This window comes from Burkholderia metallica (genome assembly GCF_001718555.1).
GTDB classification, from domain to species: Bacteria; Pseudomonadota; Gammaproteobacteria; order Burkholderiales; family Burkholderiaceae; genus Burkholderia; species Burkholderia metallica.
In genome coordinates, this window is sequence record NZ_CP013401.1 from 3,377,762 (window position 1) to 3,402,151 (window position 24,390).

The 24,390-nt window shown below is 68.9% G+C and carries 24 protein-coding genes; 5 read left to right on the top strand and 19 right to left on the bottom strand.

From position 1 onward, the window contains the following. Nucleotides 1-79: 79 nt before the first annotated feature. From WJ16_RS15260 to WJ16_RS15280, 5 genes are all read right to left on the bottom strand, one after another. The gene (locus WJ16_RS15260) at nt 80-304 is read right to left on the bottom strand and encodes a hypothetical protein (protein ID WP_027788932.1); all 225 of its coding nucleotides are present in this window, start codon (nt 302-304) and stop codon (nt 80-82) included. Nucleotides 305-678: 374 nt separating this feature from the next. Beyond that, entirely contained in the window at nt 679-1,800 is a 1,122-nt protein-coding gene (locus WJ16_RS15265; protein WP_069257765.1) for a porin, read from the bottom strand. Nucleotides 1,801-2,152: 352 nt separating this feature from the next. Beyond that, nucleotides 2,153-2,851, bottom strand: a complete 699-nt coding sequence (locus WJ16_RS15270) for a YoaK family protein (RefSeq protein ID WP_069257766.1) — start codon at nt 2,849-2,851, stop codon at nt 2,153-2,155. Nucleotides 2,852-2,908: 57 nt separating this feature from the next. After that, nucleotides 2,909-3,436, bottom strand: coding sequence for a chromate transporter (locus tag WJ16_RS15275; RefSeq protein ID WP_043184629.1), 528 nt, complete (start codon nt 3,434-3,436; stop codon nt 2,909-2,911). Then, entirely contained in the window at nt 3,433-4,056 is a 624-nt protein-coding gene (locus WJ16_RS15280; RefSeq protein ID WP_069257767.1) for a chromate transporter, read from the bottom strand. The genes WJ16_RS15275 and WJ16_RS15280 overlap by 4 nt, the downstream gene beginning before the upstream one ends. Before the next feature lie 96 nt (nt 4,057-4,152). Here WJ16_RS15280 and WJ16_RS15285 point away from each other — a divergent pair, with 96 nt between their 5' ends. Continuing rightward, the gene (locus WJ16_RS15285) at nt 4,153-5,037 is read left to right on the top strand and encodes a transcriptional regulator GcvA (RefSeq protein ID WP_069257768.1); all 885 of its coding nucleotides are present in this window, start codon (nt 4,153-4,155) and stop codon (nt 5,035-5,037) included. Between the two features lie 59 nt (nt 5,038-5,096). Here WJ16_RS15285 and WJ16_RS15290 read toward each other — a convergent pair whose 3' ends face one another. From WJ16_RS15290 to WJ16_RS15350, 13 genes are all read right to left on the bottom strand, one after another. Next, complete coding sequence (locus WJ16_RS15290; RefSeq protein WP_069257769.1) at nt 5,097-6,404, bottom strand: solute carrier family 23 protein; 1,308 nt, start codon at nt 6,402-6,404, stop codon at nt 5,097-5,099. A 289-nt stretch (nt 6,405-6,693) separates the two neighbouring features. Beyond that, nucleotides 6,694-7,935, bottom strand: coding sequence for a flagellar hook-associated protein FlgL (gene flgL / locus WJ16_RS15295; protein WP_069257770.1), 1,242 nt, complete (start codon nt 7,933-7,935; stop codon nt 6,694-6,696). A gap of 22 nt (nt 7,936-7,957) precedes the next feature. Further along, entirely contained in the window at nt 7,958-9,940 is a 1,983-nt protein-coding gene (flgK, locus tag WJ16_RS15300; RefSeq protein ID WP_069257771.1) for a flagellar hook-associated protein FlgK, read from the bottom strand. 206 nt (nt 9,941-10,146) lie between these two features. Then, entirely contained in the window at nt 10,147-10,902 is a 756-nt protein-coding gene (locus tag WJ16_RS15305; RefSeq protein WP_069257772.1) for a flagellar brake protein, read from the bottom strand. A 220-nt stretch (nt 10,903-11,122) separates the two neighbouring features. Next, nucleotides 11,123-12,106 carry a flagellar assembly peptidoglycan hydrolase FlgJ gene (gene flgJ, locus WJ16_RS15310; protein ID WP_069257773.1) on the bottom strand — a complete coding sequence of 328 codons (984 nt, stop codon included), beginning with the start codon at nt 12,104-12,106 and terminating at the stop codon, nt 11,123-11,125. Then, nucleotides 12,107-13,291 carry a flagellar basal body P-ring protein FlgI gene (locus WJ16_RS15315; protein ID WP_069258090.1) on the bottom strand — a complete coding sequence of 395 codons (1,185 nt, stop codon included), beginning with the start codon at nt 13,289-13,291 and terminating at the stop codon, nt 12,107-12,109. It lies immediately after the preceding gene. A gap of 5 nt (nt 13,292-13,296) precedes the next feature. Then, the gene (gene flgH / locus WJ16_RS15320) at nt 13,297-13,989 is read right to left on the bottom strand and encodes a flagellar basal body L-ring protein FlgH (RefSeq protein WP_069257774.1); all 693 of its coding nucleotides are present in this window, start codon (nt 13,987-13,989) and stop codon (nt 13,297-13,299) included. Nucleotides 13,990-14,009: 20 nt separating this feature from the next. After that, entirely contained in the window at nt 14,010-14,798 is a 789-nt protein-coding gene (gene flgG / locus WJ16_RS15325; RefSeq protein WP_069257775.1) for a flagellar basal-body rod protein FlgG, read from the bottom strand. 40 nt (nt 14,799-14,838) lie between these two features. After that, nucleotides 14,839-15,597 carry a flagellar basal-body rod protein FlgF gene (gene flgF / locus WJ16_RS15330; protein WP_069257776.1) on the bottom strand — a complete coding sequence of 253 codons (759 nt, stop codon included), beginning with the start codon at nt 15,595-15,597 and terminating at the stop codon, nt 14,839-14,841. Between the two features lie 19 nt (nt 15,598-15,616). After that, nucleotides 15,617-16,855 carry a flagellar hook protein FlgE gene (gene flgE / locus WJ16_RS15335; protein ID WP_069257777.1) on the bottom strand — a complete coding sequence of 413 codons (1,239 nt, stop codon included), beginning with the start codon at nt 16,853-16,855 and terminating at the stop codon, nt 15,617-15,619. A 33-nt stretch (nt 16,856-16,888) separates the two neighbouring features. Next, on the bottom strand, nt 16,889-17,635 hold the full coding sequence (locus WJ16_RS15340; protein WP_069257778.1) for a flagellar hook assembly protein FlgD: 747 nt from the start codon (nt 17,633-17,635) through the stop codon (nt 16,889-16,891). Nucleotides 17,636-17,699: 64 nt separating this feature from the next. Further along, a complete protein-coding gene (gene flgC / locus WJ16_RS15345; RefSeq protein WP_069257779.1) occupies nt 17,700-18,125 on the bottom strand; it encodes a flagellar basal body rod protein FlgC in 426 nt (141 codons plus the stop codon). Between the two features lie 41 nt (nt 18,126-18,166). Next, nucleotides 18,167-18,655 (bottom strand): flagellar basal body rod protein FlgB, encoded by a 489-nt coding sequence (locus WJ16_RS15350; protein WP_069257780.1) that lies wholly within the window; start codon nt 18,653-18,655, stop codon nt 18,167-18,169. A 204-nt stretch (nt 18,656-18,859) separates the two neighbouring features. On the opposite strand from WJ16_RS15350, the gene flgA reads away from it, so the two are divergent. The 3 genes from flgA (at nt 18,860) to WJ16_RS15365 (ending at nt 21,056) form a co-directional block, all read left to right on the top strand. After that, entirely contained in the window at nt 18,860-20,098 is a 1,239-nt protein-coding gene (flgA, locus tag WJ16_RS15355; protein ID WP_069257781.1) for a flagellar basal body P-ring formation chaperone FlgA, read from the top strand. Between the two features lie 118 nt (nt 20,099-20,216). Further along, nucleotides 20,217-20,546 (top strand): flagellar biosynthesis anti-sigma factor FlgM, encoded by a 330-nt coding sequence (gene flgM / locus WJ16_RS15360; protein WP_069257782.1) that lies wholly within the window; start codon nt 20,217-20,219, stop codon nt 20,544-20,546. A gap of 69 nt (nt 20,547-20,615) precedes the next feature. Beyond that, nucleotides 20,616-21,056, top strand: a complete 441-nt coding sequence (locus tag WJ16_RS15365) for a flagella synthesis protein FlgN (RefSeq protein WP_069258091.1) — start codon at nt 20,616-20,618, stop codon at nt 21,054-21,056. Nucleotides 21,057-21,350: 294 nt separating this feature from the next. On the opposite strand, the gene WJ16_RS15370 is transcribed toward WJ16_RS15365, so the two are convergent. Continuing rightward, entirely contained in the window at nt 21,351-23,201 is a 1,851-nt protein-coding gene (locus tag WJ16_RS15370) for a M24 family metallopeptidase (protein WP_069257783.1), read from the bottom strand. Between the two features lie 395 nt (nt 23,202-23,596). On the opposite strand from WJ16_RS15370, the gene WJ16_RS15375 reads away from it, so the two are divergent. Continuing rightward, nucleotides 23,597-24,364: a helix-turn-helix domain-containing protein gene (locus WJ16_RS15375; protein WP_069257784.1), complete on the top strand. Its 768-nt coding sequence runs from the start codon at nt 23,597-23,599 to the stop codon at nt 24,362-24,364. The last annotated feature ends 26 nt before the right edge of the window (nt 24,365-24,390 follow it).

A 24,390-nucleotide genomic window follows, 5' to 3' on the forward strand; every position in this document is an offset into this window, starting at 1 on the left:
ATGCCCGACCTGCCGGCTGCGCGGCACCGGCCGGCCCGGGCGCGCGAAGGGCGCACCGAGGGCCGGCCAGCCGCCATGCTCATGCCTGCGACGTGTCGCTGCCGTCCGTCGCCTGCGTGTCGTCCGCCTGCTGCGGCTGCTCTTCCTTCTTCTCGAGCATGCCTTCGATCGCTTCCGCGCCCTTGAAGCCGGCGACGGCGGCGGCCGCCTTGGTCAGCAGGCCCGCATCCGGATCGAGCTTTTCCGCGCCTTCGACGGCGGCGATTGCGCCGGCGATTTCACCCACGGTGTTCAGGATACCCATCGTCATCCCCTTTCGAGAAAATCGTGACCGCATCGTCCCACGAAAAAAACCGGTGCACCGCGATTGTCATCGCCGGATACACAAGTTACGCACCAGGCCGGCCGCACTCGCCGAGCGTGACCGGAACGCCGCACGCGCGGGCCGCACGGCACGCAACGGGCGATGCACGCAGCGTAGCCGAAAGGCCATGCGCGCACTGTCAAAGTATGTTCTGGATTGCCGACGGATCGCTTACGGCGCGGGGCGCGCGCAATGGAGCATTCGCCGAATAGTCGTGCACGCGCATGACGGTCGCGCGACGAAAAAAAGAGGCGCCTCGCGGCGCCCCTTCGATGCATGCCGGACGACTGCCGGCACGTGCGTTCCGACGTTCGTCAGAAGATATTGCGCAGGCCGATCGCGATGCCGGTCTGGTTGCTGCGACCCGGCAGCTCGACGTTCGCCGCGCCGTTCGTCTTGTTGAAGTCGACGGTGCCGTAGACTTCCGTGCGCTTGCTCAGCGCGTACTCGGCGATGCCGACGACCGCGTAGCGGTTGCCGCTCGCGAGCGTGCCGTTCGTGGTCATCGCATTGCGCATGTGGTCGTAGTAGAACGCGCCCGTCAGCGTCAGCGGCGCGCTGACCTGCCAGCTCACGCCCGCGAACGGACCGTCGTCGATCCGGCCGGTGCTCTTCGCGACCGGAATCGTCTGCTGCGCGAGCAGGCTGTCGACGAAGCCGGTGTCGTCCTTCGAGCGCAGGTAGCCCGCGTAGATCTTCGCCTTGCTGAACGCGTACACGACGTTCGCGTGGTAGATCGTCTGCTTGCGCGCCGAGTTGTCGCTGTTCTGCTGCGCGCCGGCCGCGATGCTGAGCGGGCCCATCACGTACGACAGCGACACGCCCCACGCATTGCCCTTGCCGAGCGAACCCGGGATCTGGCCCGAGAAGCCGCCGGCGCCGGTCGATTCGTAGTTGGTGCCGGTCGAGTACATCGCCTTCGCGGTCAGGCCGTCGAACTTGCCCGTGTACTTGATCTGGTTGTCCGCATACAGGCCGCCGCCGAGTGCGACCGGCAGCCACGCGTTTTCGAGGTAGTTGCCGACCGTCAGAGGATCGTAGGTGTCCGACAGCAGGTCGAACAGCGGCGTCTTCTGGCGGCCGAGGGTCACCGTGCCGTACGGGCTCTGCAGGCCGACGTACGCCGCGCGGTTGAACAGGCGGCCACTGTCGGCGAATGCGCCGTTCTGCAGGTTCACGCCGCTTTCGAGGTTGAACACGGCCTTCAGGCCGCCGCCGAGATCTTCGGTGCCGTAGATGCCGAAGCGGCTGTTCGTGATCGCGCCGTTGGTCATCGACAGCAGGCCGTCGTTCTTCGCGTTCGCGTTCGTGAGGTAACGGATGCTGGCGTCGGCGACGCCCCAGAGCGTGACCGAGCTTTGTGCGGCCGCGTACTGGCTGGCAAATGCGAGCGCTGCGCCCCCTGCGATGGCTGCGAGTCGGGTGGTCTGCTTCATGAGCTTTCCTTTTTGTAGGTGTCTCCATTCATGGCCGGCCGCGTGCGCAGCCGGGTGGCGATCGCTCGCGTTCTTGGCGCGCGCGATGTGGGCTGAATCATATGACGAGTGCCATCGCTGAAAGAAATTGAAATGCGCGGTCACGGCGGAACTGTCGCCCGCGCACAACGCTGCGCGCGGCGGGCGGGCGCGGGCGCGTTCGGACGCCGCCCGGCAACGGGCGATCGCGCCGCTTACGGTGTGTCGGGTCTGAAAGGATCGCGCAGCCGACGCCGCGCGACACGCGCACACGCGCGGTATGCGCACAGCGGGCACGCGGCGCACGCAGCGACGCGCGCCACGCCTGGCGCGCTCACACCGCTGCCGGACCGCCGTCGGCCGTGTGCCGGCGCCACGCGCGCCGCACGATTTCCGCAAACGCGCCGACGAGCAGCAGCACCGCGCCCCACAGCGCGAGTTCCGGCACGAGCCGCGTCACGAGGCCGCCGACCACCGCGCCGGCCAGGAAACAGAAGCTGATCGTCGCGAGCAGCGCCGAGTCGTGCAGCGCACCCGCGTCGTAGCGCGGGATCAGCCCGACGAACAGCTTCTGCGCGGCGCGCCGCAGGTTGCCGGTGGTCATCACCGACGTGTACGACAGTTCCTCGAGATGGGTGAACGACAGCGTCTGCAGCGTCGCGACGAACGAGATGCCCGGAATCAGCCACGCACTCGACGCGCCGACGACGCCGCTCGCGGCCACGCCGAGAAACGCGATCTCGACGAGCAGGCTCGTGAACGCCGTGTGCTTCATCCAGCCGCGCTGCGCGGCGAGGCCGAGCAGGTGCGCGACGAACACCGCGATCACGAAGCCGCCGAGCGGCGGCACGTGATGCAGCGCGGCGGCCCATTCGCCGGCCGACAGGTTGATGCCGAGCAGCGCGACGTTGCCGGTCATCGTGTTCGCGAACACGTGCCCGTGGCCGACGTACGTGTACGCGTCGAGGTAGCCGCCGGACAGCGTCAGCAACGCGGCGACGGTGAGATTGCGGCTGGCGCCGTCGAGATCCATCGATCCTCCCGTGAAGATTCGCGCCAGTATGGCGCACGGGCGGTCAGTGTGCGCCGCTCACTGCCCGATGCCGGTGAGCCCGATCAGCGCACCGCCCGCGAGCAGCCACAGCGGATGGATGCGCGTGCGCCACGCGAGCACCGCGCACGCGGCCGTGATGCCCCACTGGATCGCGGTGCGGTTCGACGCTTCGGAGATCAGCACCGCGCTCGCCGCGACGAGCCCGGCCGTGACGGGCATCATCCCCTGCTGCACGTAGCGGCGCCACGGCCGGTCGCGAAAGCGCTCCCACGCATGCAGCGCGAGCACGGTGACGATCGACGACGGCCCGAACTTCGCGAGCGACGCGACGAGCAGCCCGCTCCAGCCGGCCACGTGCCAGCCGACCAGCGACACGATCATCATGTTCGGCCCGGGCGCCGCCTGGGCCAGCGCGAACAGCGCGGTGAATTCGTGCGCGCTCATCCAGTGATGGACGTCGACGACCTGACGCTGCATCTCCGGCAGGATCGTGTTGCCGCCGCCGAACGCGAGCAGCGACAGCTGGCTGAAGATCGTCGCGATTGCGATCAGCGTGTCGTTCACGGCCGGCCTCCGTGCTGCGTGTCGCGCGCCGCGGCCGGCGCCGGCTGCGGTGCGGGTGCGTCGCGGCGCCGCGACGCGAGCCAGATGCTCACGGGCGTCAGCACGAGCATCGCGGTCAACAGCGGAATGCGCAGCACCGCGATCGCGACGAACGCGAGCGCCGCGATGCCGGCTGCCGCGCGCGCATGCCGCAGCGGCTTCGCGACCTTCACGGCCATCGCGACGAGCAGCCCGGCGGCCGCGGCGGCGAGCCCCGCGAACAGGTGCTGCACGCGCGGATCGTTCTGCGTCTTCGCGTACAGCACGCCGAGCGCGACGACGACGAGCGTCGGCCCCGCGATCAGCCCGAGAATGCCGGCGAACGCGCCGGCGACGCCGCGAAAGCGCATGCCGACGGCCACCGACAGGTTGATCACGTTGCCGCCCGGCAGGAACTGGCACAGCCCGAGCAGATCGGTGAATTCGTCGGCGGAGAGCCACTTGCGCTCTTCGACGATGGTGCGCCGCGCGAACGGCAGCGCGCCGCCGAACGACATCAGGCCCAGCGACAGGAAACCGGTGAACAGCTCGGCGAGGCCGATGCGGCGCGGGGAGGCGGCAGGCGGGGAAGCGGATTGCATGGGGCTCCTTATCGAACGGTGACCCGAGGTTACCGCCGTCCGACCGGCCGGCAAAACGATTTTATCGGCGCGCCCTTGTGATCTAGAATCACAAGCATGGCACGCGATCTCCCGCCCTTTTCCGCGCTTCGGGCCTTTGAAGCCGCGGCACGACATGAAAGCTTCAGCGCCGCCGGCGACGAGCTGCATGTGACTCACGGTGCCATCAGCCGGCAGATCGCCGGGTTCGAGGCGTGGCTCGGCAAGCCGGTGTTCCACCGGTACGGCAAGCGCGTGAGGCTCACCGACGAAGGCCGCCGCTACCTCGACACCGTGCGCGCCGCGTTCGACAGCATCGCGCACGCGACCGAGCAGTTGCGCCACACGGGCGCAGCACGCGTGCTGCGCATCAACGCGCTGCCGACCTTCGCGATGAAATGGCTGCTGCCGCGCCTGTCGCGGTTCCAGCGCGACGTGCCGAACGTCGAGCTGAAGCTGTCCACGTCGAACGCGCCGCTCGATGCGCTCGACGGCTTCGACGTCGCGATCCGCCGCGGCCCCGGCCACTGGCCGAACTGCACGAGCGGCCACTTCCTCGACGAAAGCGTGATTCCGGTGTGCAGCCCCGCGTTGCTCAAGCGCGCGCCGATCTCTCGCGCGGACGATCTCGCGCGCCACGTGCTGCTGCATTCGGATACGCGGCCGGAAGGCTGGCGCGACTGGTTCGCGGCGGCCGGCGTGGCGATGAAGGGGCGCAAGCGGCAGTCGTTCGATCACTTCTACCTGGCGCTGCAGGCGGCCGTCGACGGCCTCGGCGTCGCGCTCGGCCCGTTGCCGCTGATCGACGACGAACTCGCGAGCGGCCGGCTCGTGATGCCGCTGGAAGGGCCGCGCATCGCGACGCGCAGCTACTGGTGGATCGCGCCGCGCGCGCCGGCCGACGATCCGCTCGTCGCACAGTTCTGCGCGTGGCTGCAGACGCAGTCGAACGTCGGCGCGTAGCGCTTCGACGTTCGCCGCGGAAAACGACGCGGGCGGCAACGCACCGCCCGCCCGAGCGCTCAGACCACCGGGCCCGGCTCCTTTTCCCTGCGCAGGATCGCGTACAGGATGATCGCGCCGAACGTCGCGGTGCCGATCCCGCCGAGCCCGAAGCCGCCGATCTTCAGCGAGAAGTCGCCGGCGCCGAGCACCAGCGTGACGGCCGCGACGATCAGGTTGCGGTTGTCGGAGAAATCGACCTTGTTGACGACCCAGATCCGCGCGCCCGTCACCGCGATCAGCCCGAACACGACGATCGACACGCCACCGAGCACGGGGCCCGGAATCGTCTGGATCACCGCGCCGAACTTCGGCGAGAAGCCGAGCACGATCGCGATCAGCGCGGCCACCGCGAACACGAGCGTCGAGTAGATCCGCGTGACGGCCATCACGCCGATGTTCTCCGCGTAGGTCGTCACGCCCGTGCCGCCGACGCTGCCGGACACGATCGTCGCGAGCCCGTCGCCGATGAACGCGCGGCCCACGTAGCGATCGAGGCTCGTGCCCGTCATCGCGCTGACGGCCTTGATGTGGCCGAGGTTCTCCGCGACCAGGATCACCGCGATCGGCGCGAGCATCAGCATCGCGTGCGGATCGAACACCGGCGCGCGGAAGCTCGGCACGCCGAACCACGCCGCATGACCGACGATCGAGAAATCGATCGGCTTGCCGAGCCCCAGCCCGTTGGTCGCGATCGCGTAGATCACGTACGCGATCACGAGCCCGACGAGGATCAGCAGGCGCTGCACCATGCCGCGCGAGAACACCGCGACGCCGCCGACGCACAGCACCGTGACGAGCGCCATCACCGATTCGAAGGTCGACGCGGACACGCCCTTGACCGCGATCGGCGCGAGATTCAGCCCGATCACCGCGACCACCGCGCCGGTCACGACGGGCGGCATCAGCGTTTCGATCCAGCGCGTGCCGATCGCCTGCACCAGCGCGCCGAGCGCGACGTACACGACACCGCACGCGACGATCCCGCCGAGCGCGACCGGGATGTTCGGGTTCGGGCCGCTGCCGCCGTAGCCGGTCACCGCGATCACGAGGCCGATGAACGCGAAGCTCGACCCGAGGTAGCTCGGCACGCGGCCGCCGACCAGCACGAAGAACAGCAGCGTGCCGATGCCCGACATGAAGATGCACAGGTTCGGGTCGAAGCCCATCAGCAGCGGCGCGAGCACGGTCGAGCCGAACATCGCGACGACGTGCTGCACGCCCATCGCGACCATCTGCGGCCACGCCAGGCGCTCGTCGGGGCCGACCACGCGCGACGCCGCGCCGGTCGATTGCACCCGCCAGCGCGGGAAGTAGGAATCGGACATGGGGAAAAGGGCTCCTGTCGGTCGCCGGCTGCGGAGGATGCGCCGGTCTGGAATCTGGCGCGAGTTTACGGAGCGGAAATGGGGCTGGCAAGCGCGCTGATGCGCGGGCCGGCGAGGCCGAAGCGCGGCTTGCCGCGTGGGTGAAACGGGGCACGATGAAAGGGCCCAATGAATGGGCGCGATGGCGCGACCCGGTGTCGCGCCCGTCCGCGCGGGGGCATGCGCGGGCGGTGATCGACGCCGGCCGCGATGCAAGCGTGCGCTCACATCGCGGCCGGCGCGCCGTGCATCAGGGGTTGATGTACTGGAACAGCGACAGATTCTGCAACTGCGAGTAAGCCTTCTGCGAGCCCGTCAGCGCGTTCTGCATCTGCAGGAACTGGCTGATCGTCGTCACCATGTTGGTGCTCGTCAGGTCGGACAGGTTGCTGGTGACCTGCAGCGACGCGGTCTGGTTGACGGCCTGCATCGCCTTGACTTCCTGCTCGCGGCCACCGACCGATGCCTGAATCGTCGTGACGTTGCGCATCGTATTGCCAAGCTTGGTCGAGCCGGTCATCAGCGCGTTCTTCAGCGCCGCGGCCGCCACCGGGTTGCCCGTCACGGGCGTCTTCAGCGCCGCGACCATCGCGTCGAGCGTCGAGAACACGTCCGAGCCGCCGCTCGCCTGCGGCGCCGGCTCAACAGCAAACGTGTCGCCGGCGGCCGGCGTGCCCGACACCGCCACCGTCATTCCGCTGCCGAGCGAGATCGCCGAGCCCGACGAATAGGCCTGCGCCGGCGTGGTGGTTGGCGGGCTGACCGAATTGTCGGTCACGGTGTAGGTCGGCGCGGCGGCCGTGCCGCCAAATGTGATCGAGAACTGATGGCCGTTCGTCGCGAACGACGGGTTCGTCACCGTGACCGCGCCGATTGTGCCGGTGCCCGTGTTGCCCGCGCGGGCCGACGGCACCGGCGAGCTGCCGATCGTCGGCACGGACATGAAGACGGCCGCGCCCGTGTCGCCCTGCGACACGGTGCTCGAATCGGCGATCTGCACCTGGCGCGTGCCGGTGTCGCCGACATAGGTGACGCTGCCGCTCGGCGTCGTCGAAAACGGCGCCGCCGAATTCTTCGTGCCGGCGAACAGGTAGTTGCCCGCGCCGTCGTTGGTGTTCGCGAGCGTCATCAACTGGTCGCGGTAACCCTGCAGTTGCGTTGCGAGCGCCGAGCGGTCGCTGTCGGACAGCGAACCGTCGCCGGCGCGCACGAGCAGCGACTGCGCGCTCGTCAGCACGCCGCTCACGTTCTGCAGCGTCTGGTCCTCGGCCTGCAGCGACGCGAGCGCCGCGCTCTGGTTGGTCGCGTACTGCGACAGCGTCGCCGACGTCATCGACAGCTGCACGGCCTGCGCCGCGCCGGCTGGATTGTCCGCCGCCGTCTGCAGGCTCACACCGCTCGAGATCTGCTGATACAGCTGCGCAAGCTGGGCCTGCTGATCGTTCATTTGTGAAACGTTCAGCTGGAAGAACTGGGCGCTGGAAATCCGCATCGCTTCTATCCCTCGAATCCGGTCAATTGAACAGGCCGAGTACGGTCTGGAACAGCGTCGCCGCCGTCTGGATCACCTTCGCGTTCGCCTGGTAGAACTGCTGGTACTGCATCAGGTTGGCCGCTTCCTCGTTGGTGTTCACGCCCGACACCGACTGCTGCGCCTCGGTGATCTGGCCGATCAGCCCGGTCTGCGCGGCGCTCGACGACTTCAACTGGGTCGTCGTGTTGCCGATGCCGTTCACGTAGCTCGCATACGCGCCCGTGAGCGTCGTCGTGCCGTTGCCGAACGCCTTCGCGTTGACCAGCTTCGACAGCGCGAGCGCGTTGGAGCCGTCGCTGGTGCCGCCCGCATACGGCCCGATCGTGAACGAGTCGCCGGTCGCCGGTGCGCCGGACAGCGTGACGCTCACGCCGTTGAGCGCGCCCGCGGCCGTTCCCGACATCGTCATCGTCGCGCCCGCCGCCGGATCGTACGGGACGGTGTCCGTCGGGCTGTTGATCGTGACCGACGTCGGCGGCGTGGTGCCGATCGTCACCGTGGTGCCGACCGGGAAACCCGTCAGCGTTTTCGCCGTCGCGTCATAGGTCAGCTTGGTCGTCGGCACTTGATAGCCCGCGGTTACGCCGCCCAGCGTGATCTTGCCCGTGCCGATGTTGGTGCTCGCCGCCGACGTGACGGCCGGCGATGCTGCCGCGATCGCCAACGCGCTCGTCGTGGCGAGGCCGAAGCCGTTCAGCGCGCCGCGCGTCGGCAGCACGGTGAACTTGTCACCGGCACTCATCGAGCCCGACGGGATCGAGAAATTCAGGCCGCCGAGCGAAACAGGCATCGGCCCCGCCTTCTGGTCGACCACCGCGCCGCTCGCGCGGTCGGTCAGCGTGTAGTTCGCGCCGTCGTAGGACAGCGTGTAGTCGCTTGTCGTCGGCTGCGACGCGTTCGCGAACGACACGGACAGCGACGCGTTGCCGGTATTGCCCTGGTTCGCGTACACGGTCGGCGACGGCGTCGCGAACAGGTTGCCGCCCTTGTTGCCCGACAGGTCGATGCCGAGTGCGTTCTGCGCGTTGACCTGCGCGGCGAAGCTGGTCGCGATCGCGCCGAGCTGGGCCTGTGCGGGGTCGAGCGTCTGGCTGCGGAACGCGAGCAGGCCGCCGAGCGTGCCGCCCGACAGCGACGAATCGGGCAACACCTGGTCCGGCCCCTGCGGCTTCGCGCCGGCGATCCCCTGCGACACGACGGTCAGCTCGCTCGGATCCGACGGCGACGTGACGGCCGCAAGCTGGTAGCTCTTGTCGGCGACGACGAGCGGTTGGCCACCCGACATGAATACGCTGTAACCGCTGTCGTTGCGCACGACCTGGATACCGGCCAGGCCCGACAGGTTCGACACCGCGAGGTCGCGCTGGTCCAGCAGCTGGTTCGGCGGCTGCCCTTGGCTGCTCGCCGCCGCGATCTGCTGGTTCAGCTGCGCGATCTGCGCGGTGTACGTGTTGATCTGCGACACGGTGCTGGTGAGCTGCGTGTTCACGCTCTGGCGCAGCGCGTCGTACTGCTGGCCGGCCGCGTTGAGCTGGTTGGCCAGCGTCTGGGCGTTGCTGATCGCGGTCTGCCGCACCGACGGGTCGGACGCGTTGTTCGCGACGTTCTGCAGCCCGGTGAAGTAGTTCGTGATCCCGGTCGAGACCCCCGCCGTCGGGCTGCCGATGTAGTTGTTCAGCTGCGCGACGAGCGTGTACCACGTCGACAGCGCGCCGCCCTGCGTCTGCGCGGTGTTCATCTGGTCGCTCAGGTACTGGCTGTACTGCCGCTGCACGGTGACGGTGTTCACGCCTTGCGGCATGTAACCGCTGCCCGAGTACTGGCTGCTCGCTTCCGCATACACGGGCCGCTGGACCGAATAGCCCGGCGTCGCCGCGTTGCTGATGTTGTTGCCGGTCGTCGTGAGGCCCCAGAGCGCGGCATTCAGGCCGCTGACGCCGAGGTTCATGAGTGTGTTGGACATGCGCGATCCTGATGAGCCGGCCGCGCTGCGGCCGCCGGGTTGCGTGACTCCCGGTATAACGGCCGCGATTTCGGAAAATTGAGGGAAAAATGCACGCGCGACGCGCGTGCGCGCGTCACGGGTCGAAGCGTGCGGCGGACCCGGCCGCCGACTGTGCGCCGACGGTGCGCGGGCCGCCCCGGGCGGGGCCGGCCGACGCGTGCGCGTCAGGCCCGCGCGAGCGAGCGGCGCTTCATCTCGAGCTGCGTGATCAGCCGCTGCAGCGTGTTCTCCGCGCTGCCCGGCAGCGACATGTAGCGAAAGCCGAGCTGGTAGCGCCGCGATCCGTTCGGCATCTGCGTCGAACGCTGCGACACGAGCTGCAGGTCGAGCGACAGCTTGCCGTGGCCGGTCAGCTCGAGCTCGACGTCGGGCAGCAGCGTGCCGACCTCGAGCGTCTCGACGCGTTCGTCGGCCGTGCGCAGCCCCACGCCGCCGAGCGACAGGTTGTGCACCTCGAACAGGAAGCTTTCGCCGTCCGGCAGCTTGCCGCGGCACAGGAACGGATCGACGATCGGCGCATCGACGCGGAAATATTCGCGGCGCTGGATGCACGTCAGCACGTCGGGGAAATCGGCGACGAACGCGGGCAGCCCCTCGTAGCGCGTCTCGCGCGGCGTGCCCGTGGAGAATTCGACGCGCACGCCCTCCGGCGCGGCCGCGAACGTGCAGTGCGACGCGCCGAGGATGCCGGCGTTCTGCTCGGCCAGCGCACCCCAGTCGAACGTGAACGTCCGCGCGCCGACATCCACCTCGAGCAGGCGCGTGACGAGCTGGCCGCCCGGATACTGGACGGTCAGGAAATCGCCGCGGTTGACGAGGTTGCGCAGCTGCACGCCGATTTCCAGCGGATTGCGGCGGGCATAGTCGGGCCCGGAGTGGCCTGCATCCAGGCTGGGGTCCGTCGACGTTTCGATATTCATGGCTAGCCGGTCTTTCTTGTCATGGGCGCCCGTGCAACCGGTGCGCGATAAAACCGGGCCAGAACGGGGGCCCGGTCGCAGGTCTCTCACACTTAGCGGCAGTGCTGACCGAAAGTTTAGATCGAATTCGGGGATTATTTTCGCGCAAACGTTGAAACCGCGCGCGGCGGGCTGCCGGGCGCGGTCCAGAGGGTGCAGCGGGCGGTCGCCGACGGGGCCGTCAGCCGATCTGCTGCATGATCGAAATCAGCTTCTTCGCGTAGTTCGGATCGGTCGCGTAGCCGGCCTTCTGCATCCCGTGCGCAAAGCCTTCGACGCTGCGGCTCGCGCTCAGCACGCCCGCATAGCGCGGATTGTTCTTCAGCAGGTTCGCGTAATCGGTCATCGCGTGCTCGTACGAATCGTACGCGCGGAATTTCGCGACCACGCGGCGCGGCGTGCCGTTCACGTATTCCGTCGTCAGCGCCGACACCGTGCGGCCGGTCCAGCCCTTGGTCGCCTTGATGCCGAACACGTTGTAGCTCGTCGAGCCGTCGCTCGCGCGGATCTCGCGCTTGCCCCAGCCCGATTCGAGCGCGGCCTGGCCGACGATGAAGCGCGCCGGGATGCCCGTCGACGCGCTGGCCGCCTGCGCGGGGCCCGCGAGCCGGTCGACGAACGCGTCGGCGTCCTGCACGCCGCTCGCGCCCTTCAGCGGCGGCGTCAGCGCGCTGCCGGCCGAGTAGCCGCGCGTGCCGGCGAGCCCGCCGTTGTTCGCCGCGTTCGCGTAGGCCCGCGCCATCGCGTTCATCGCGGCGAGGCCGCCTTCGTTGCCGGCCCCGCCGAGGCCGGCCGCGCCCAGCCCGGCCGCGCCGACGTCGGCCGCCGAGCCGCTGCCCGCGCCCTGCCCCGCGTTGCGCAGCAACTGCTTCATCAGCGCGTCGGCGACGCCGATCCCGCGCGTCGACATCTGCTGCGCGAGCTGCTGGTCGAGCATCGACGTGTACATCTTCGACGTATGCGAATCGAACAGCCCGCCGTCGGGCGACGCGTCGCGCATGCTCTTGAGCATCATCTGCGTGAACATCGCGTCGAACTGGCCGGCGACCGCCTTCGCGCCGGCCTGCGGCGACTGCTTCGCCTGCGCGCGCAGCGCATCGAAACCCTGCACGTCGAGCGCAAAGCGCTGCGTGAGGTCGTTCGCGTTCGGGAGCGTGGCTGCCATTTAGATGATCTCCAGGTCGGCGCGCAGCGCGCCGGCGGCCTTCATCGCCTGCAGGATCGACATCAGGTCCGCGGGCGTCGCGCCGAGCGTGTTCAGCGCCTTCACGACGTCGGCGAGGTTCGCGCCGGCCGTCACCATCTTCAGCGCGCCGTTGTCCTGCTTGAGCTGGATCTGCGACTGCTGCGCGACCACCGTCTGCCCGTTCGAGAACGGCCCCGGCTGCGACACCACCGGCTGCGTGTTGACGACGACCGACAGGTTGCCGTGCGCGACCGCGCAGCTCTGCAGCGTGACCATCTGGTTCATCACGATCGAGCCGGTGCGCGCGTTCAGGATCACCTTCGCCGCGGCCTTGTCCGGGCTCACGTCGAGGTTCTGCAGCCGCGCCATGAACGCGACCTGCTGCGCCGAATCGGCCGGCGCCGCGAGCTGAATCGTGCGGCCGTCGAGCGCGGTCGCGGTGCCCGGGCCGAAACTCGAATTGACCGCGGACACGATCCGCTGCGCGGTGCCGTAGTCCATGTCGTTCAGCTGCAGCTGCAGCACGCCGTTCATCTGCGCGATCGCGTTCGGCACCGAACGCTCGACGATCGCGCCGCCGACGATCCGGCCGGCCGCGAGCTGGTTCACCTGTACGCGGCTGCCGTTCGCGCTCGCGCCCGCGCCGCCGACCGCCATGTTGCCCTGCGCGAGCGCATAGACCTGGCCGTCCGCGCCCTTGAGCGGCGTGAGCAGCAGCGTGCCGCCGCGCAGGCTCTTCGCGTTGCCGAGCGACGACACGGTCACGTCGAGCGCCTCGCCGGGCCGCGCGAACGGCGGCAGCGTAGCCGTCACCATCACGGCCGCGACGTTCTTCAGCTGCATGTTGTTCAGCGACGACGGGCCGCCGTTGGCCGAACCGTTGTTGATCGAGATGCCGAGGTTCGCGAGCATGTTCGCGAGCGTCTGCGTCGTGAACGGCGTCTGCATCGTCTGGTCGCCCGTGCCGTCGAGGCCGACGACGAGGCCGTAGCCGATCAGCGGGTTGTCGCGCACGCCCTGGATCTGCGCGAGATCCTTCAGGCGTTCCGCGTGCGCGGGCGCCGCGCCGAACATGCACGCCGCGGCCACGGCCGCGAACGCGACGGCGAGCCGCGCGGCGGTGCGCGCGCGGGCCGGCAGGCGGTGGAAAGGCGTGTTGCGCATCGTCGTCACCACGGCGCGATGTTGAGGAAGAAGCGCTGCAGCCAGCCCATCGTCTCGGCTTCGTTGATGTAGCCCTTCGACGAGTATTCGATCTTCGCGTCGGCGACCTGCGTCGAGTAGACGGAGTTCGCGCCCGAGATCGTGTTCGGGTTGACGACACCCGAGAAGCGCACGAATTCGTTGCCCTGGTTGATCAGCATCTGCTTCTCGCCGCTCACCACGAGGTTGCCGTTCGGCAGCACGTTGGTGACGGTCACCGTGATCGTGCCGTTGAACGTGTTCGCCGCGCTCGCGCCGCCCGTCGCCGCGAACTTGTTGTTGCCGGCGGCCGACAGGTTCGCCTTCGCGAACAGCCCGCCGAGGAAGCCGGCCGTCGGCACGCTGAAGTCGGTGTTGCCCTGCCGGTTCGTGTTCGCGCCCGACGACTTGGTCGCGTTGATGTTCTCCGCGATCATGATCGTCAGGATGTCGCCGATGTTGCGCGGCCGCTGATCCTCGAAGAGCGGGCGCCCCGCGTAGCCGGGGTTGTAGATCGAGCCGGGCGCCTGCATCGACATCGGCACCGGCGGCTGCGCCGTCATCGGCTGCTGGATGATTGGGTCGCGCGGGATCTGCGCGCAACCGGCGGCGAGCGCCGCCACCGCGACCGCGCACGCGGCGCGGACGGTGGCTGACGGGAGGAGGCGAACCTGCTTCATGGCGACGACGGGTGTTCCGGTTAGCTCTTCATCTGCGTGACGGTCTGCAGCATCTGGTCGGACGTCGTCACGGCCTTGCTGTTGATCTCGTAGGCACGCTGCGTCTGGATCATGTTGACGAGCTCCTGCACGACGTTCACGTTCGACGCTTCGACGTAGCTCTGGTTGAGCGTGCCCGCGCCGTTCAGGCCCGGCTGCGACACGTTCGGCGCGCCCGACGACGTGGTTTCGGAGAACAGGTTCTCGCCGCGCGCCTCGAGGCCGGCCGGGTTGATGAAGGTCGCGATCTGCAGCGAGCCGATCTGCACCGCATTGGTCGAGCCCGGCTGCGTGATCGACACGACGCCGTCCTTGCCGATCGTGAGCGACGTCGCGTTCTGCGGAATCGTGATCGCCGGCAGGATCTGGTAGCCGCTCGACGTGACGAGCTGGCCCTGCGCGTTGGTCTGGAACGAGCCGTCGCGCGTGTACGCGTTCGTGCCGTCCGGCATCAGCACCTGGAAGAAGCCCGCGCCGTTGATCGCGACGTCCTTCGAGTTGCCGGTCTGCGTGAGGCCGCCCTGCGTGTACAGGCGCTCGGTCGCGACCTGCTGCACGCCGGTGCCGAGCTGCAGGCCCGACGGCAGCTCGGTCTGCTGCGTCGAGTTCGCGCCGGGCTGGCGGATGGTCTGGTACAGCAGATCCTCGAACACCGCGCGCGACGCCTTGAAGCCGTTCGTGCTGGTGTTCGCGAGGTTGTTCGAAATCACGTCCATCTGCGCCTGCTGCGCATTCATGCCGGTGGCGGCGATGTAGAGCGAACGATTCACTTGTCAGGTCTCCTGCGTGGGCTGGCGTAAGGTCTGGCGCTCAGCTGAAATTGAGCAGCTGGTTCGCCGTCTGCTCGTTCTGGTCCGCCGTCTGGATCAGCTTCGACTGAAGCTGGAACGCGCGCGCGTTGTCGATCATCGCGACCATCGCGGTCACCGGGTTCACGTTGCTGCCTTCGAGCGAATTCGGCGTGACGACGACGTTCGGGTCGGCATCGGCCGGATTGCCGTCGGCGGTGCGGAACAACCCGTCGTTGCCGCGCGCGAGCGTGGCCGGATCGGGATTCACGAGCTTCATCTGGTCGACGATCGCGACCGCCGTCGGCGGGTCGCCCGGCATCAGCGCGGACACCGTGCCGTCCTTGCCGATCGTCACTTCCGCGTTCGGCGGCACCGAGATCGGGCCGCCGTTGCCGATCACCGGCAGGTTGCTCGCGTTGACGAGCTGGCCGTTCTCGTCGACGTGCAGGTTGCCGGCGCGCGTGTACGCCTCGCTGCCGTCGGCCGCCTGCACGGCCAGCCAGCCGGCGCCCTGGACGGCGACGTCGAGCGGGTTGCCGGTGCGCGTGATCGGGCCCGGCGCGTAGTCGGCGCCGGGCGTCGACGCGAGCACGTAGGTGCGCGTCGTCGTCGGGTCGATGTTGCTGCCGTCGCCGAAATTCATCGGCACCGCGCGATACGTCGCGAGCTGCGCGCGAAAGCCCGTCGTCGACGCGTTCGCGAGGTTGTTCGCGACGATCGCCTGCTGGTCGAGCGACTGCGACGCGCCCGTCATCGCCGTGTAGATCAGTCGGTCCATGGCTGCCGGTTGTCCGCGCTTACAGGTTGATGAGCGTCTGGTCGACGGTCTGCTGCGTCTTGATCGTCTGCGCGTTCGCCTGGTAGTTGCGCTGCGCGGTGATCAGGTTGACGAGCTGCGACGTGAGGTCGACGTTCGAGTTTTCCAGCGCGCTGCCCTGCAGCGTGCCGTGGTTCGTGCTGCCCGGCGCCGAGATCTGCGGCACGCCCGACGCGGCGCTTTCCGCATACTGGTTGCCGCCGAGGTTCACCAGCCCGTTCGGGTTGTTGAAGTTCGCGAGCGCGATCTGGCCGAGCACGGCGGTCTGGCCGTTCGAGTAGTTGCCGGTCAGCTTGCCGTCGGTGCCGATCGTGTAGGTGGTCAGCGTGCCGCTCGCGTAGCCGTCCTGCGCGAGATTGTTCACGCCGTCCTTGCCGCCGTACTGCGTCGTGCCGGTCAGGTCGAGCGTGAGGCTCTGCGGCGTCGCCGAGCCGTCGGTGTTCGGCACCGTGAACTGGAACTGGCCGACCGACGCGGTCGGCGTGGGCGGCGTGCCCGTCGTCGTGCTCTGGATCGCGCCCGACGCATTGAAGTTGACCGTGCCGAGATCGTTGATGGCGCCCTGCACGCCCGCATACGCTTCCCACGTACCGGCCGCCGACTTCACGAAGTACATGTTGACCGCCTGCGAGCCGCCGAGCGAGTCGTACACCTGGATCGACGTCGTGTAGTTGTAGGTCGTGTTGTCGGTCGCGCTGAACGGCGTCTTGGTCGGCACCGTGTCCTGCGAGTTCAGGTTGAACTGGGCCGAGATCTTGGTCGTCGCGGTCGGCGCGATGTTGGTCGTCGGCGCCTGCAGCGGCACGGTCTGCGCGGTGTTGATCACCCCGCCGGCGTTCGCCGCATAGCCCATCAGGTTGCGGCCCTGCGAGTCGACGATGAAGCCGTTCTTGTCGCGCTGGAACGTGCCGTCGCGCGAGTACGTCGTCACGCCGTTGTTCGACATCTGGAAGAAGCCGTTGCCGTTGATCGCGACGTCGAGCGACGAGTTCGTCGTGTTGATCGTGCCCTGGCCGAAGTTCTGCTCCACCGCGTTCAGCGCGGTGCCGATGCCGATCTGCGTGTTGGTCGACGTCGCGACCGAGTTCGCGTACATGTCGGCGAACTGCGCGGTGCTCGACTTGAAGCCGACCGTGTTCGCGTTCGCGATGTTGTTGCCGATCACGTCGAGTGCGTTCGACGCGCCCGCGAGGCCGCTCAGACCCTGTTGATAACCCATTTCGGTCTCCGTTTCGAGAATGCTCGATCAGTATCAGTTGGTGGTCGTGCCGCCGGACGAGGACGACGCGGTGTTCGGGAAAATCGACGCGACCTGGGTCAGCCCCACCGTCGTGCCGTTCGACAGCACGAGCCCCGCCGTGCCGTCGGCCTGCTTGATCACGCTCTGCACGGTCGACGCCGCGAGCGTCGTGGCCGGCTGCGGCGTGCCGTTGCTGTCGGTGTACGACGCGCTGACGGTGTACTTGCCGTCCGGCAGCGCATTGCCCGCCGCGTCGGTCGGCGTCCAGTTGAACGGCACGGTGCCGGCCGACTGCGCGCCCGCGTTGATCGTGCTCACCACGTTGCCCGCCGCGTTCTTCACGGTGATCGTCAGGTTCGACACCGAGCTCGCGAGCGACACGCCGAACGGCGACGCCGCGCCGCTCTTCACCGCGACCGCGTTGCCCGGCGCGAGCACGTTCGTGCCGATCAGCAGCGCGGCCTGCGTCTGCTGGCCGGCCGTGAGCTGCGTCGACAGCGACGTGAGCGACGTGTTCAGCTGCGCGATGCCGCTCACCGTGTTGATCTGCGCGAGCTGCGACGTCATCTGCGAGCTGTCGACCGGGCTGGTCGGGTCCTGGTTCTGCAGCTGCGTGACGAGCAGCTTCAGGAACGTCGCCTGCAGGTCGCTCGCCGACGTGCCGTTGGTCGACGACACTTTGTTGGTGTTCATCGTGTCGGTCGGCAGGTTCGACACGCTGGTGCCGTTGCCGCCGATCGTCGTGTTGGAGGAAGTCATCCTGGGTGGCCTTCTGTCGGGACTGTCGATACTGTCGGGTCTGTAACGTCGGTCGGCGCGCGGCTTACGAGCCGATCGTCAGCGTCTTGAGCATCAGCGTCTTCGCGGTGTTCAGCGTCTCGACGTTGGCCTGGTACGAACGCGACGCCGAGATCATGTTCACCATCTCCTGCACCGGGTCGACGTTCGGCATCTGCACGTAGCCGTTCGCGTCGGCGGCCGGGTTCGACGGGTCGTAGGTCGACTTCATCGGCGACGGGTCGTCCATCACCTTCGTCACACGCACGCCGCCCACGCCCTGGCCCGACGCGGTGCGCGCGCCGCCGATCGGGTCGGTCTCGAACACGACCTGCTTGGCCTTGTACGGCTTGCCGTCCGGGCCGGTCGCGCTGTCGGCGTTCGCGAGGTTCGACGCGGTGACGTTCAGGCGCTGCGACTGCGCGGACAGCGCCGAACCGGCGACGCCGAAGATGTTCATCAACGAAGGCATGGAAGCTCCTTTTGCTCGGATGCGGAGGGCGCTGCGCGCCGTCACTGGTTCGTCGTGATCGCGGCGATCATCGCCTTGATCTGCTGGGTCATCACGGTCATCCCGGTCTGGTAGTGCAGCGCGTTGTTCGCGAACTGCACGCGCTCGACGTCGAGATCGACCGTGTTGCCGTCGAGCGACGGCTGCAGCGGCATCCGGTATTGCGCACGGCCGTAGTCGTCCGACGGGCCGCCCGTCGGGATCAGCCTCGCGGTGCCGGCCATGTGGCCCGCCGCCGTCGACACCATCGACATCCCGCTCGTCACGCCGGCCGGCTGCGTCATCGGCAGTTGCCCGGCGTTGCTCGGCGCGAGGCCGCCGCCCGCCTGCTTCAGCGAACGCGCGAGCGTCGACGCGAAATCGACGTCTCGGGCCTGATAGCCGGGCGTGTCGGAGTTCGCGATGTTCGACGACAGCAGTTCCTGCCGGTAGGCGCGTACGTCCAGCGCCTGTCGGCCGAACGCGAATTCCGCATCGAGTTTGTCCAGCATGTGTGCGTCTCTCCGTATGAAGCGCTGCACGCCCCTCGCGCCGGATGGCGACCCGAGAGGCTTTTTTCCATGACAGCGATGGTAGGCGCCGGACGCAACCGGCAATCGGGCGAATAACGCGGCAAAGGCCCCCTCTATTCATCGTTTGCGCGCTGGCCCCGCTCCCTAGAATGCGAAGCGGAACAACGGATCGGGGATACGGCGATGACGGGCAGCGCACTTCGCGAAAGGCACGGGCGGCGCACGCACGTCCGGCGCGCGCTTGCGCTCGCCGCGGCGCTGTGGATCGCCGCGCCGGCCGCGCACGCGGACGACGGGATGATCGTGATTCCGGGCCGCGGCGAGACGGCCGAAACCGCGCTCGCGCACGCCAGTGCGGCGAGCGGCGGGCAGTTCGGCGGGAATGCGGCGACGGCGGCGGGTTCGGGCCCGGCGCCGGACGCGGCCCGCGCGCCGAGCGGCACGGGCGCCGCCGCCGGCGTGTCCGGCGCCGGCTACGCGGCGCAACCGGCCGGCACGATGGTCGTGACGACCGTCCCGCCGCCCGCGCCCGCCCCGGCCCCTGCGCGTCGCCCCGTCTACGCAGCCGCCCGCATGAACGCCGGCACCGGCTACGGCACGCCGCGCGCCGCCGATCCGGGCGCGATCGCGACGGTCGTCGCCGGCACGGCCGACCCCGCGTCGAATTCCGCACGGCCGGCCCCGCAGCCGGCCGTCGCCGCGCGCGTGGCCGCGGCCCGCGTGGCGTCGGCCGCGCCGGCGCCGCGCGCGGTGCCGGCTTCCGCCAACGCGGCCCCGGCCCAACCCGCGACGCCGCCCGGCCAGCAGGACCCCGAGACGATCCGCCGCGCGGCCCTCGCGTTCCTGCAGCAGCAGATCGCGGGCCTGCCGGGCAAGACCACCGCGACGGTCACGACCGCGTTTCCGCGCGGGCTCGTCAGTTGCACGACGCTCGAACCGTTCCTGCCGACCGGCGCGCGCCTGTGGGGCCGCACGACGGTCGGCGTGCGCTGCGCCGGCGAGCGGCCGTGGACCGTCTACCTGCAGGCGAAAGTCGCCGTGCAGGCCACCTACTACGTCGCCGCGCGCCAGATCGCGCCCGGCGAGCCGCTGTCCGCGGCCGACCTGGTCGCCCGCGACGGCGACCTGACCGTGCTGCCGCTCGCGGTGATCACCGATCCGGCGCAGGCGATCGGCGCGACCGCGCTCGCGCGCATCTCGGCCGGGCTGCCGCTGCGGCAGGACATGCTGAAGAGCGCGGCGTCGGTGTCGGCCGGCCAGACGGTGCGGGTCGTCGCGGCCGGGCCCGGCTTCACGATTTCGGCCGAGGGCAGCGCGCTCGCGAATGCGGCGCCCGGCCAGTCGGTGCGGGTGCGGATGGCGGCGGGCCAGATCGTCACGGCGATCGTCAAGGACGCCGGCACCGTGGAAATTCCACTGTAGGGACGGACCGCGCCGCAAGAATGTAAAGAATTGTTTATTCGGAGCATTTCGGGCTCGCGATGCTAAAGTTCGGGCCGACCCGGCCGTTATCTGGGTCAAACCGAACAGGAAACCCATCGTGAAGATCGATTCCACTCCGAACCCGAGCCCCCTGGCGCCGACCGGCAACGGCGCGACCCGTGCGCAATCCGGCGCGGCCTCGTCCTCGTCCGCGCAGGCGGCCGACGCGGAGTCGACCGGCGGCGACACGAGCGTGAACCTGTCGGGTCTGTCCGGCCAGTTGCGTTCGGTGTCCGCGTCCGGCAACGGCGATATCGACACGGGCCTCGTCCAGTCGATCAAGGACGCGCTGAACAACGGCACGTTGACGATCGATGCGAACAAGATCGCCGACGGCGTATTGAATACCGCCCGCGAGCTGCTGCAACAGCAGCGCCCGGGCAGCTGAAGCCGGCCCTGCCGGTCTCCCCCCGGTTTGCCGGCGCGCCTGACGCGCCGGCGCGACGAGCATGACGCGATGAGAGAAGAGCTGCTGGCCACGGTCAACGACGAACACGCGACGGTCGAAGCGTTCGCGTCCCTGCTCGCCTACGAGGAAAAGGCGCTGACGATGGCGCAGCCGCTCGAGATGCTGCCCGGCATCGTCGAAAAGAAAAGCGAACTGATCGACCGGCTCGCGCAGCTCGAACGCACGCGCGACACGCAGCTTGGCGCACTCGGCTTTCCGGCCGGCAAGAAGGGAATGGACCAGGCCGCCGAGCGCGATGCGCGCCTCGCCGGCCGCTGGCAGTTGCTGCAGCAGTCCGCCGAACGCGCACGCCAGGCCAATGCGAACAACGGGATGCTGATCCGGATCCGGATGGACTACAACGAGCGCGCGCTCGCGGTGCTGCGCTCGGCGCCCGCGCCAGCCGGCGTCTACGGCCCCGACGGGCGCGTGTCGGCGCTCACGCGCTGACCCACTGATTGATCGGCGGCCGCACCGCCGCCATACTTCCCGCCTCTCGCCGCCGTCCGCGGCGTCCCACGCTTCGACAGACCGGGCCCGAGCCCGGCACGTACCATCCCCTCCGATACACGGCCGCGCAGCCGCGCCGCCGTCCCGTCACAACAATCAGAAGAGGGCTGCCGGCGCGCTTCGTGTTCTGGGACACGCTGCACCCGACCACGCGTACGCACGCGTGGCTCGCCGAGCGGATCGCGCCGTTCGTGCGCGCGCGCCTGCTGGACTGAGCTGCGCGGGCGGCGGTGCTTACAGCAGCGGACACGCGGTGACCTGCGTGCCGCGCGCCGCGCACAGCCGCTCGTAGTCGCGCAGGTACACGCGCTCGCCGTCGTCCAGCAGGTCGAGATCGATCAGGTCCCAGTCGTAGCCGACCGTCACGATGTTCTCGAACGACACGGTATCCGGCTGCGCGTCGTCGCGGTGGATGATCACGATGTTCTCGATCCGCACGCCGCCCTTGCCCGCCAGGTAGATGCCCGGCTCGACCGAAATCACCGCATTCGGCACGAGCCCGTATTGCGCGCCCGGCGCGAACCGCACGCCGCCCTCGTGCACGTGAATCCCGACGCCGTGCCCGGTGCCGTGGCCGAAATCGTGGCCGTGGTCGCGGCAGACCTGCCGCACGAGCGCATCGACGTCGCCGCCCTTTGCCGTGCTCGGGAAACGCGTGACGAGCCCCTTGATGCAAGCTTTCAGCGCGACCGTGTAGATCTCGCGCTGCCACGGCTGCGCGACCGTCTCCGGCCGGGTCCGGCGCAGCACCACGCGCGTGCAGTCCGTCGCGAAGCCGGCTTCGTAATACGCGCCGCTGTCGAGCAGCACGAGTTCGCCTTCCGCCAGTTCGACGTCCGCGCTCGCCGCCGTGTAATGCACGAACGCGCTGTTCGCGCCGTTCGCCGCGATCGACGGAAACGTCAGCGCCACCGCCGAGCGCGCGCCGTACGCGTCGTTGATCGTGCGCGCCAGGTCGTATTCGGTATGGCGCACACCCGGCTCGCCGGTCTTCGCCCAGCGCATCGTCTCGGCGATCGCCGCGGAGCTGCGCGCGAACGCGTCGCGGAACCGGTCGAGCACGGCCGGCGTCTTCGCGGCCCGCATCGCTTCGACCGGGTTGAAGTCGGCATGCCGCGCGTGCGGCCACACGCGCTTCACCGCATCGACGAGCGCGCAGTTCACCGATTCGAAGCCGTAGCACACGTGCTCGACCGCGAACGTCGCGAGAAAGCGCTCGAGCGCCGCGACGTCGCGCCGGATCACGTGCAGCGCCGGATACGACGCGAGCGACACGTCGCAGCGGTCGCAGCCTTCCGGCAGGAACAACGCCACCTGGCCGCCGATCGCGAACAGGAAGCCGAGATGCGACGACGCATTCGGGATGTGATAGCCGCGGCTGTTCAGCAGATACGCGAGATCGTCGGACGCGCAGGTGAAGAATGCGGTCTTGCCGTCCGGTGCGCCGGTATGCGCGGCGAGCTTGCGGTTCAGCGCGTCGAGGTTCTGCGCGACGCTCACGCCGGTCATCGATTCCGGCACCTCGAAGATTGGCCGCTCGACGACCCAGCCCGGCAACGCGATCGCGCGATCGATCTCGCGATCGACGAGGCTCGTCCAGTCGAGCGACACGGCCTGCGTCCGTTCGAACAGACGATCGCGCTGCGCGACGCTGATGCGCCGCGCGTCGTAGCCGACCCGTGCGAGCCGGCTGCCGTGGGCGACCAGCCAGTCGGCCATCGCCTGCCAGATCGTCACGTTCATCCCGAGCTTCTCGATGCGCACGCGCGCCGGATCGCACTGCTGCTCGGCCTGCAGGTGATAGCGGCCGTCGACGAACAGCACGAACGACGGCAGCCCGAGCGCCTGCGCGGTCGCCGCGCTCAGGAAAAGCCCACAGCCGGCCGAGCCGTCGAAACCCGTCAGCGCGTAGCGCGGGTTGTTCGCGAGCGGCAGGTACTCGGTCACGTATTCGTCCTGCGACGTGACCAGCACCGCGTCGAGCCGCAGCGCGTCGAGCAGGCGCGACAGGCCCGCCTGCGTGTCGACGACGGACGCGTCGTACGGGGGAAGGCCGGAGAAGCTGTATTTGAGTCGATCGATCATCGGAAGCCCGTTGTCATGGTTGTCGGCGGCCGGCGGTGACGCGGCGTGACGTGGCGGGGTGCAGGCCCGAGGCCGGCCCGGCGCGATGCCGGGCCGCCGTGCCGCTGCGGCGGCGGGCCCTTTAAAAATTTTCGTCCCACTTAACTTTTTTTGATACGCGCGACAGAATCTAGAGCACGCTGAAATCGAGGTCAAGCGCAAATTTTCGTAGGGCTAAAATCGGCACGACACCCGCGCATCCCGGCACAACGCGAGTTCGCCGGCGAACGCTGCGCGGTACAATGCGCGCGCATCGTCGTCCCGACGGCCGTGCTTCGTGCGATGCGCGGCCGTCACCGTCCGGCGGCCGCACGCCCGGCCGCTCGCCTCCCGACTCGTTGCCACGAAAGAGATTCATGGATTCAGACCTCATGCGTATCGGCCAGCGCATTCGCCGCCTGCGCCGGGAAGCGAAGAAGACGCTGCTGGAAGTCGCGACCGAAGCGAAGCTGTCGGTCGGGTTTCTGTCCCAGGTCGAGCGCCACCTCACGGGCATCTCGCTGTCGTCGCTCGTCAACGTCGCGAAGGCGCTCGACGTGCCGCTCGGCGCGCTGATCGACCAGCCGCGCCAGGCGCAGCCCGATTCGCACGAAGGCAGTCGCAAGCCGTATGCGCTCGACGCCAAATCGCAGTGGTACGAACGCCTTTCGACCACGTTCGACGGCAGCCAGATCAATGCAGTGAAGGTGCAGATGATGGAAGGCTACTGCTCGGAATGGGTCGCGCACGGCGGCGACGAATTCGTGTACGTGCTGGCCGGCCTGATCTGCTACACGGTCGGCAGGAAGAAATACCCGCTGTCGCCCGGCGACTCGCTGCATTTCGACGCACGCAAGCGGCATCGGGTCGCCAACGTCGGCGACGGGCCGGCCGAGGTGATCACGGTCGGCACGCTGCCGCTGTTCGACGACCGCAGCGCCAGGTTCGTGTCCGCGACGATGGATCCCGGGAAAGCGGCGCCGGGCGAACCGCGCGCGAAGCGCCGCGTGCCGGCGCCCAAACGGGCGGATCGCGATCGCGCCGCCACCGCAGCCGGAAAAGGAAAGAAAGCCGCGGCCAGGCCGCGCTCGTCCGCCGGCAAACGCCCGGCGGCCGCGAAGCCGGCGCGCAAGAAGAAGTCGTAACGATCGTCCGGCGGCAGGCGCGCGGC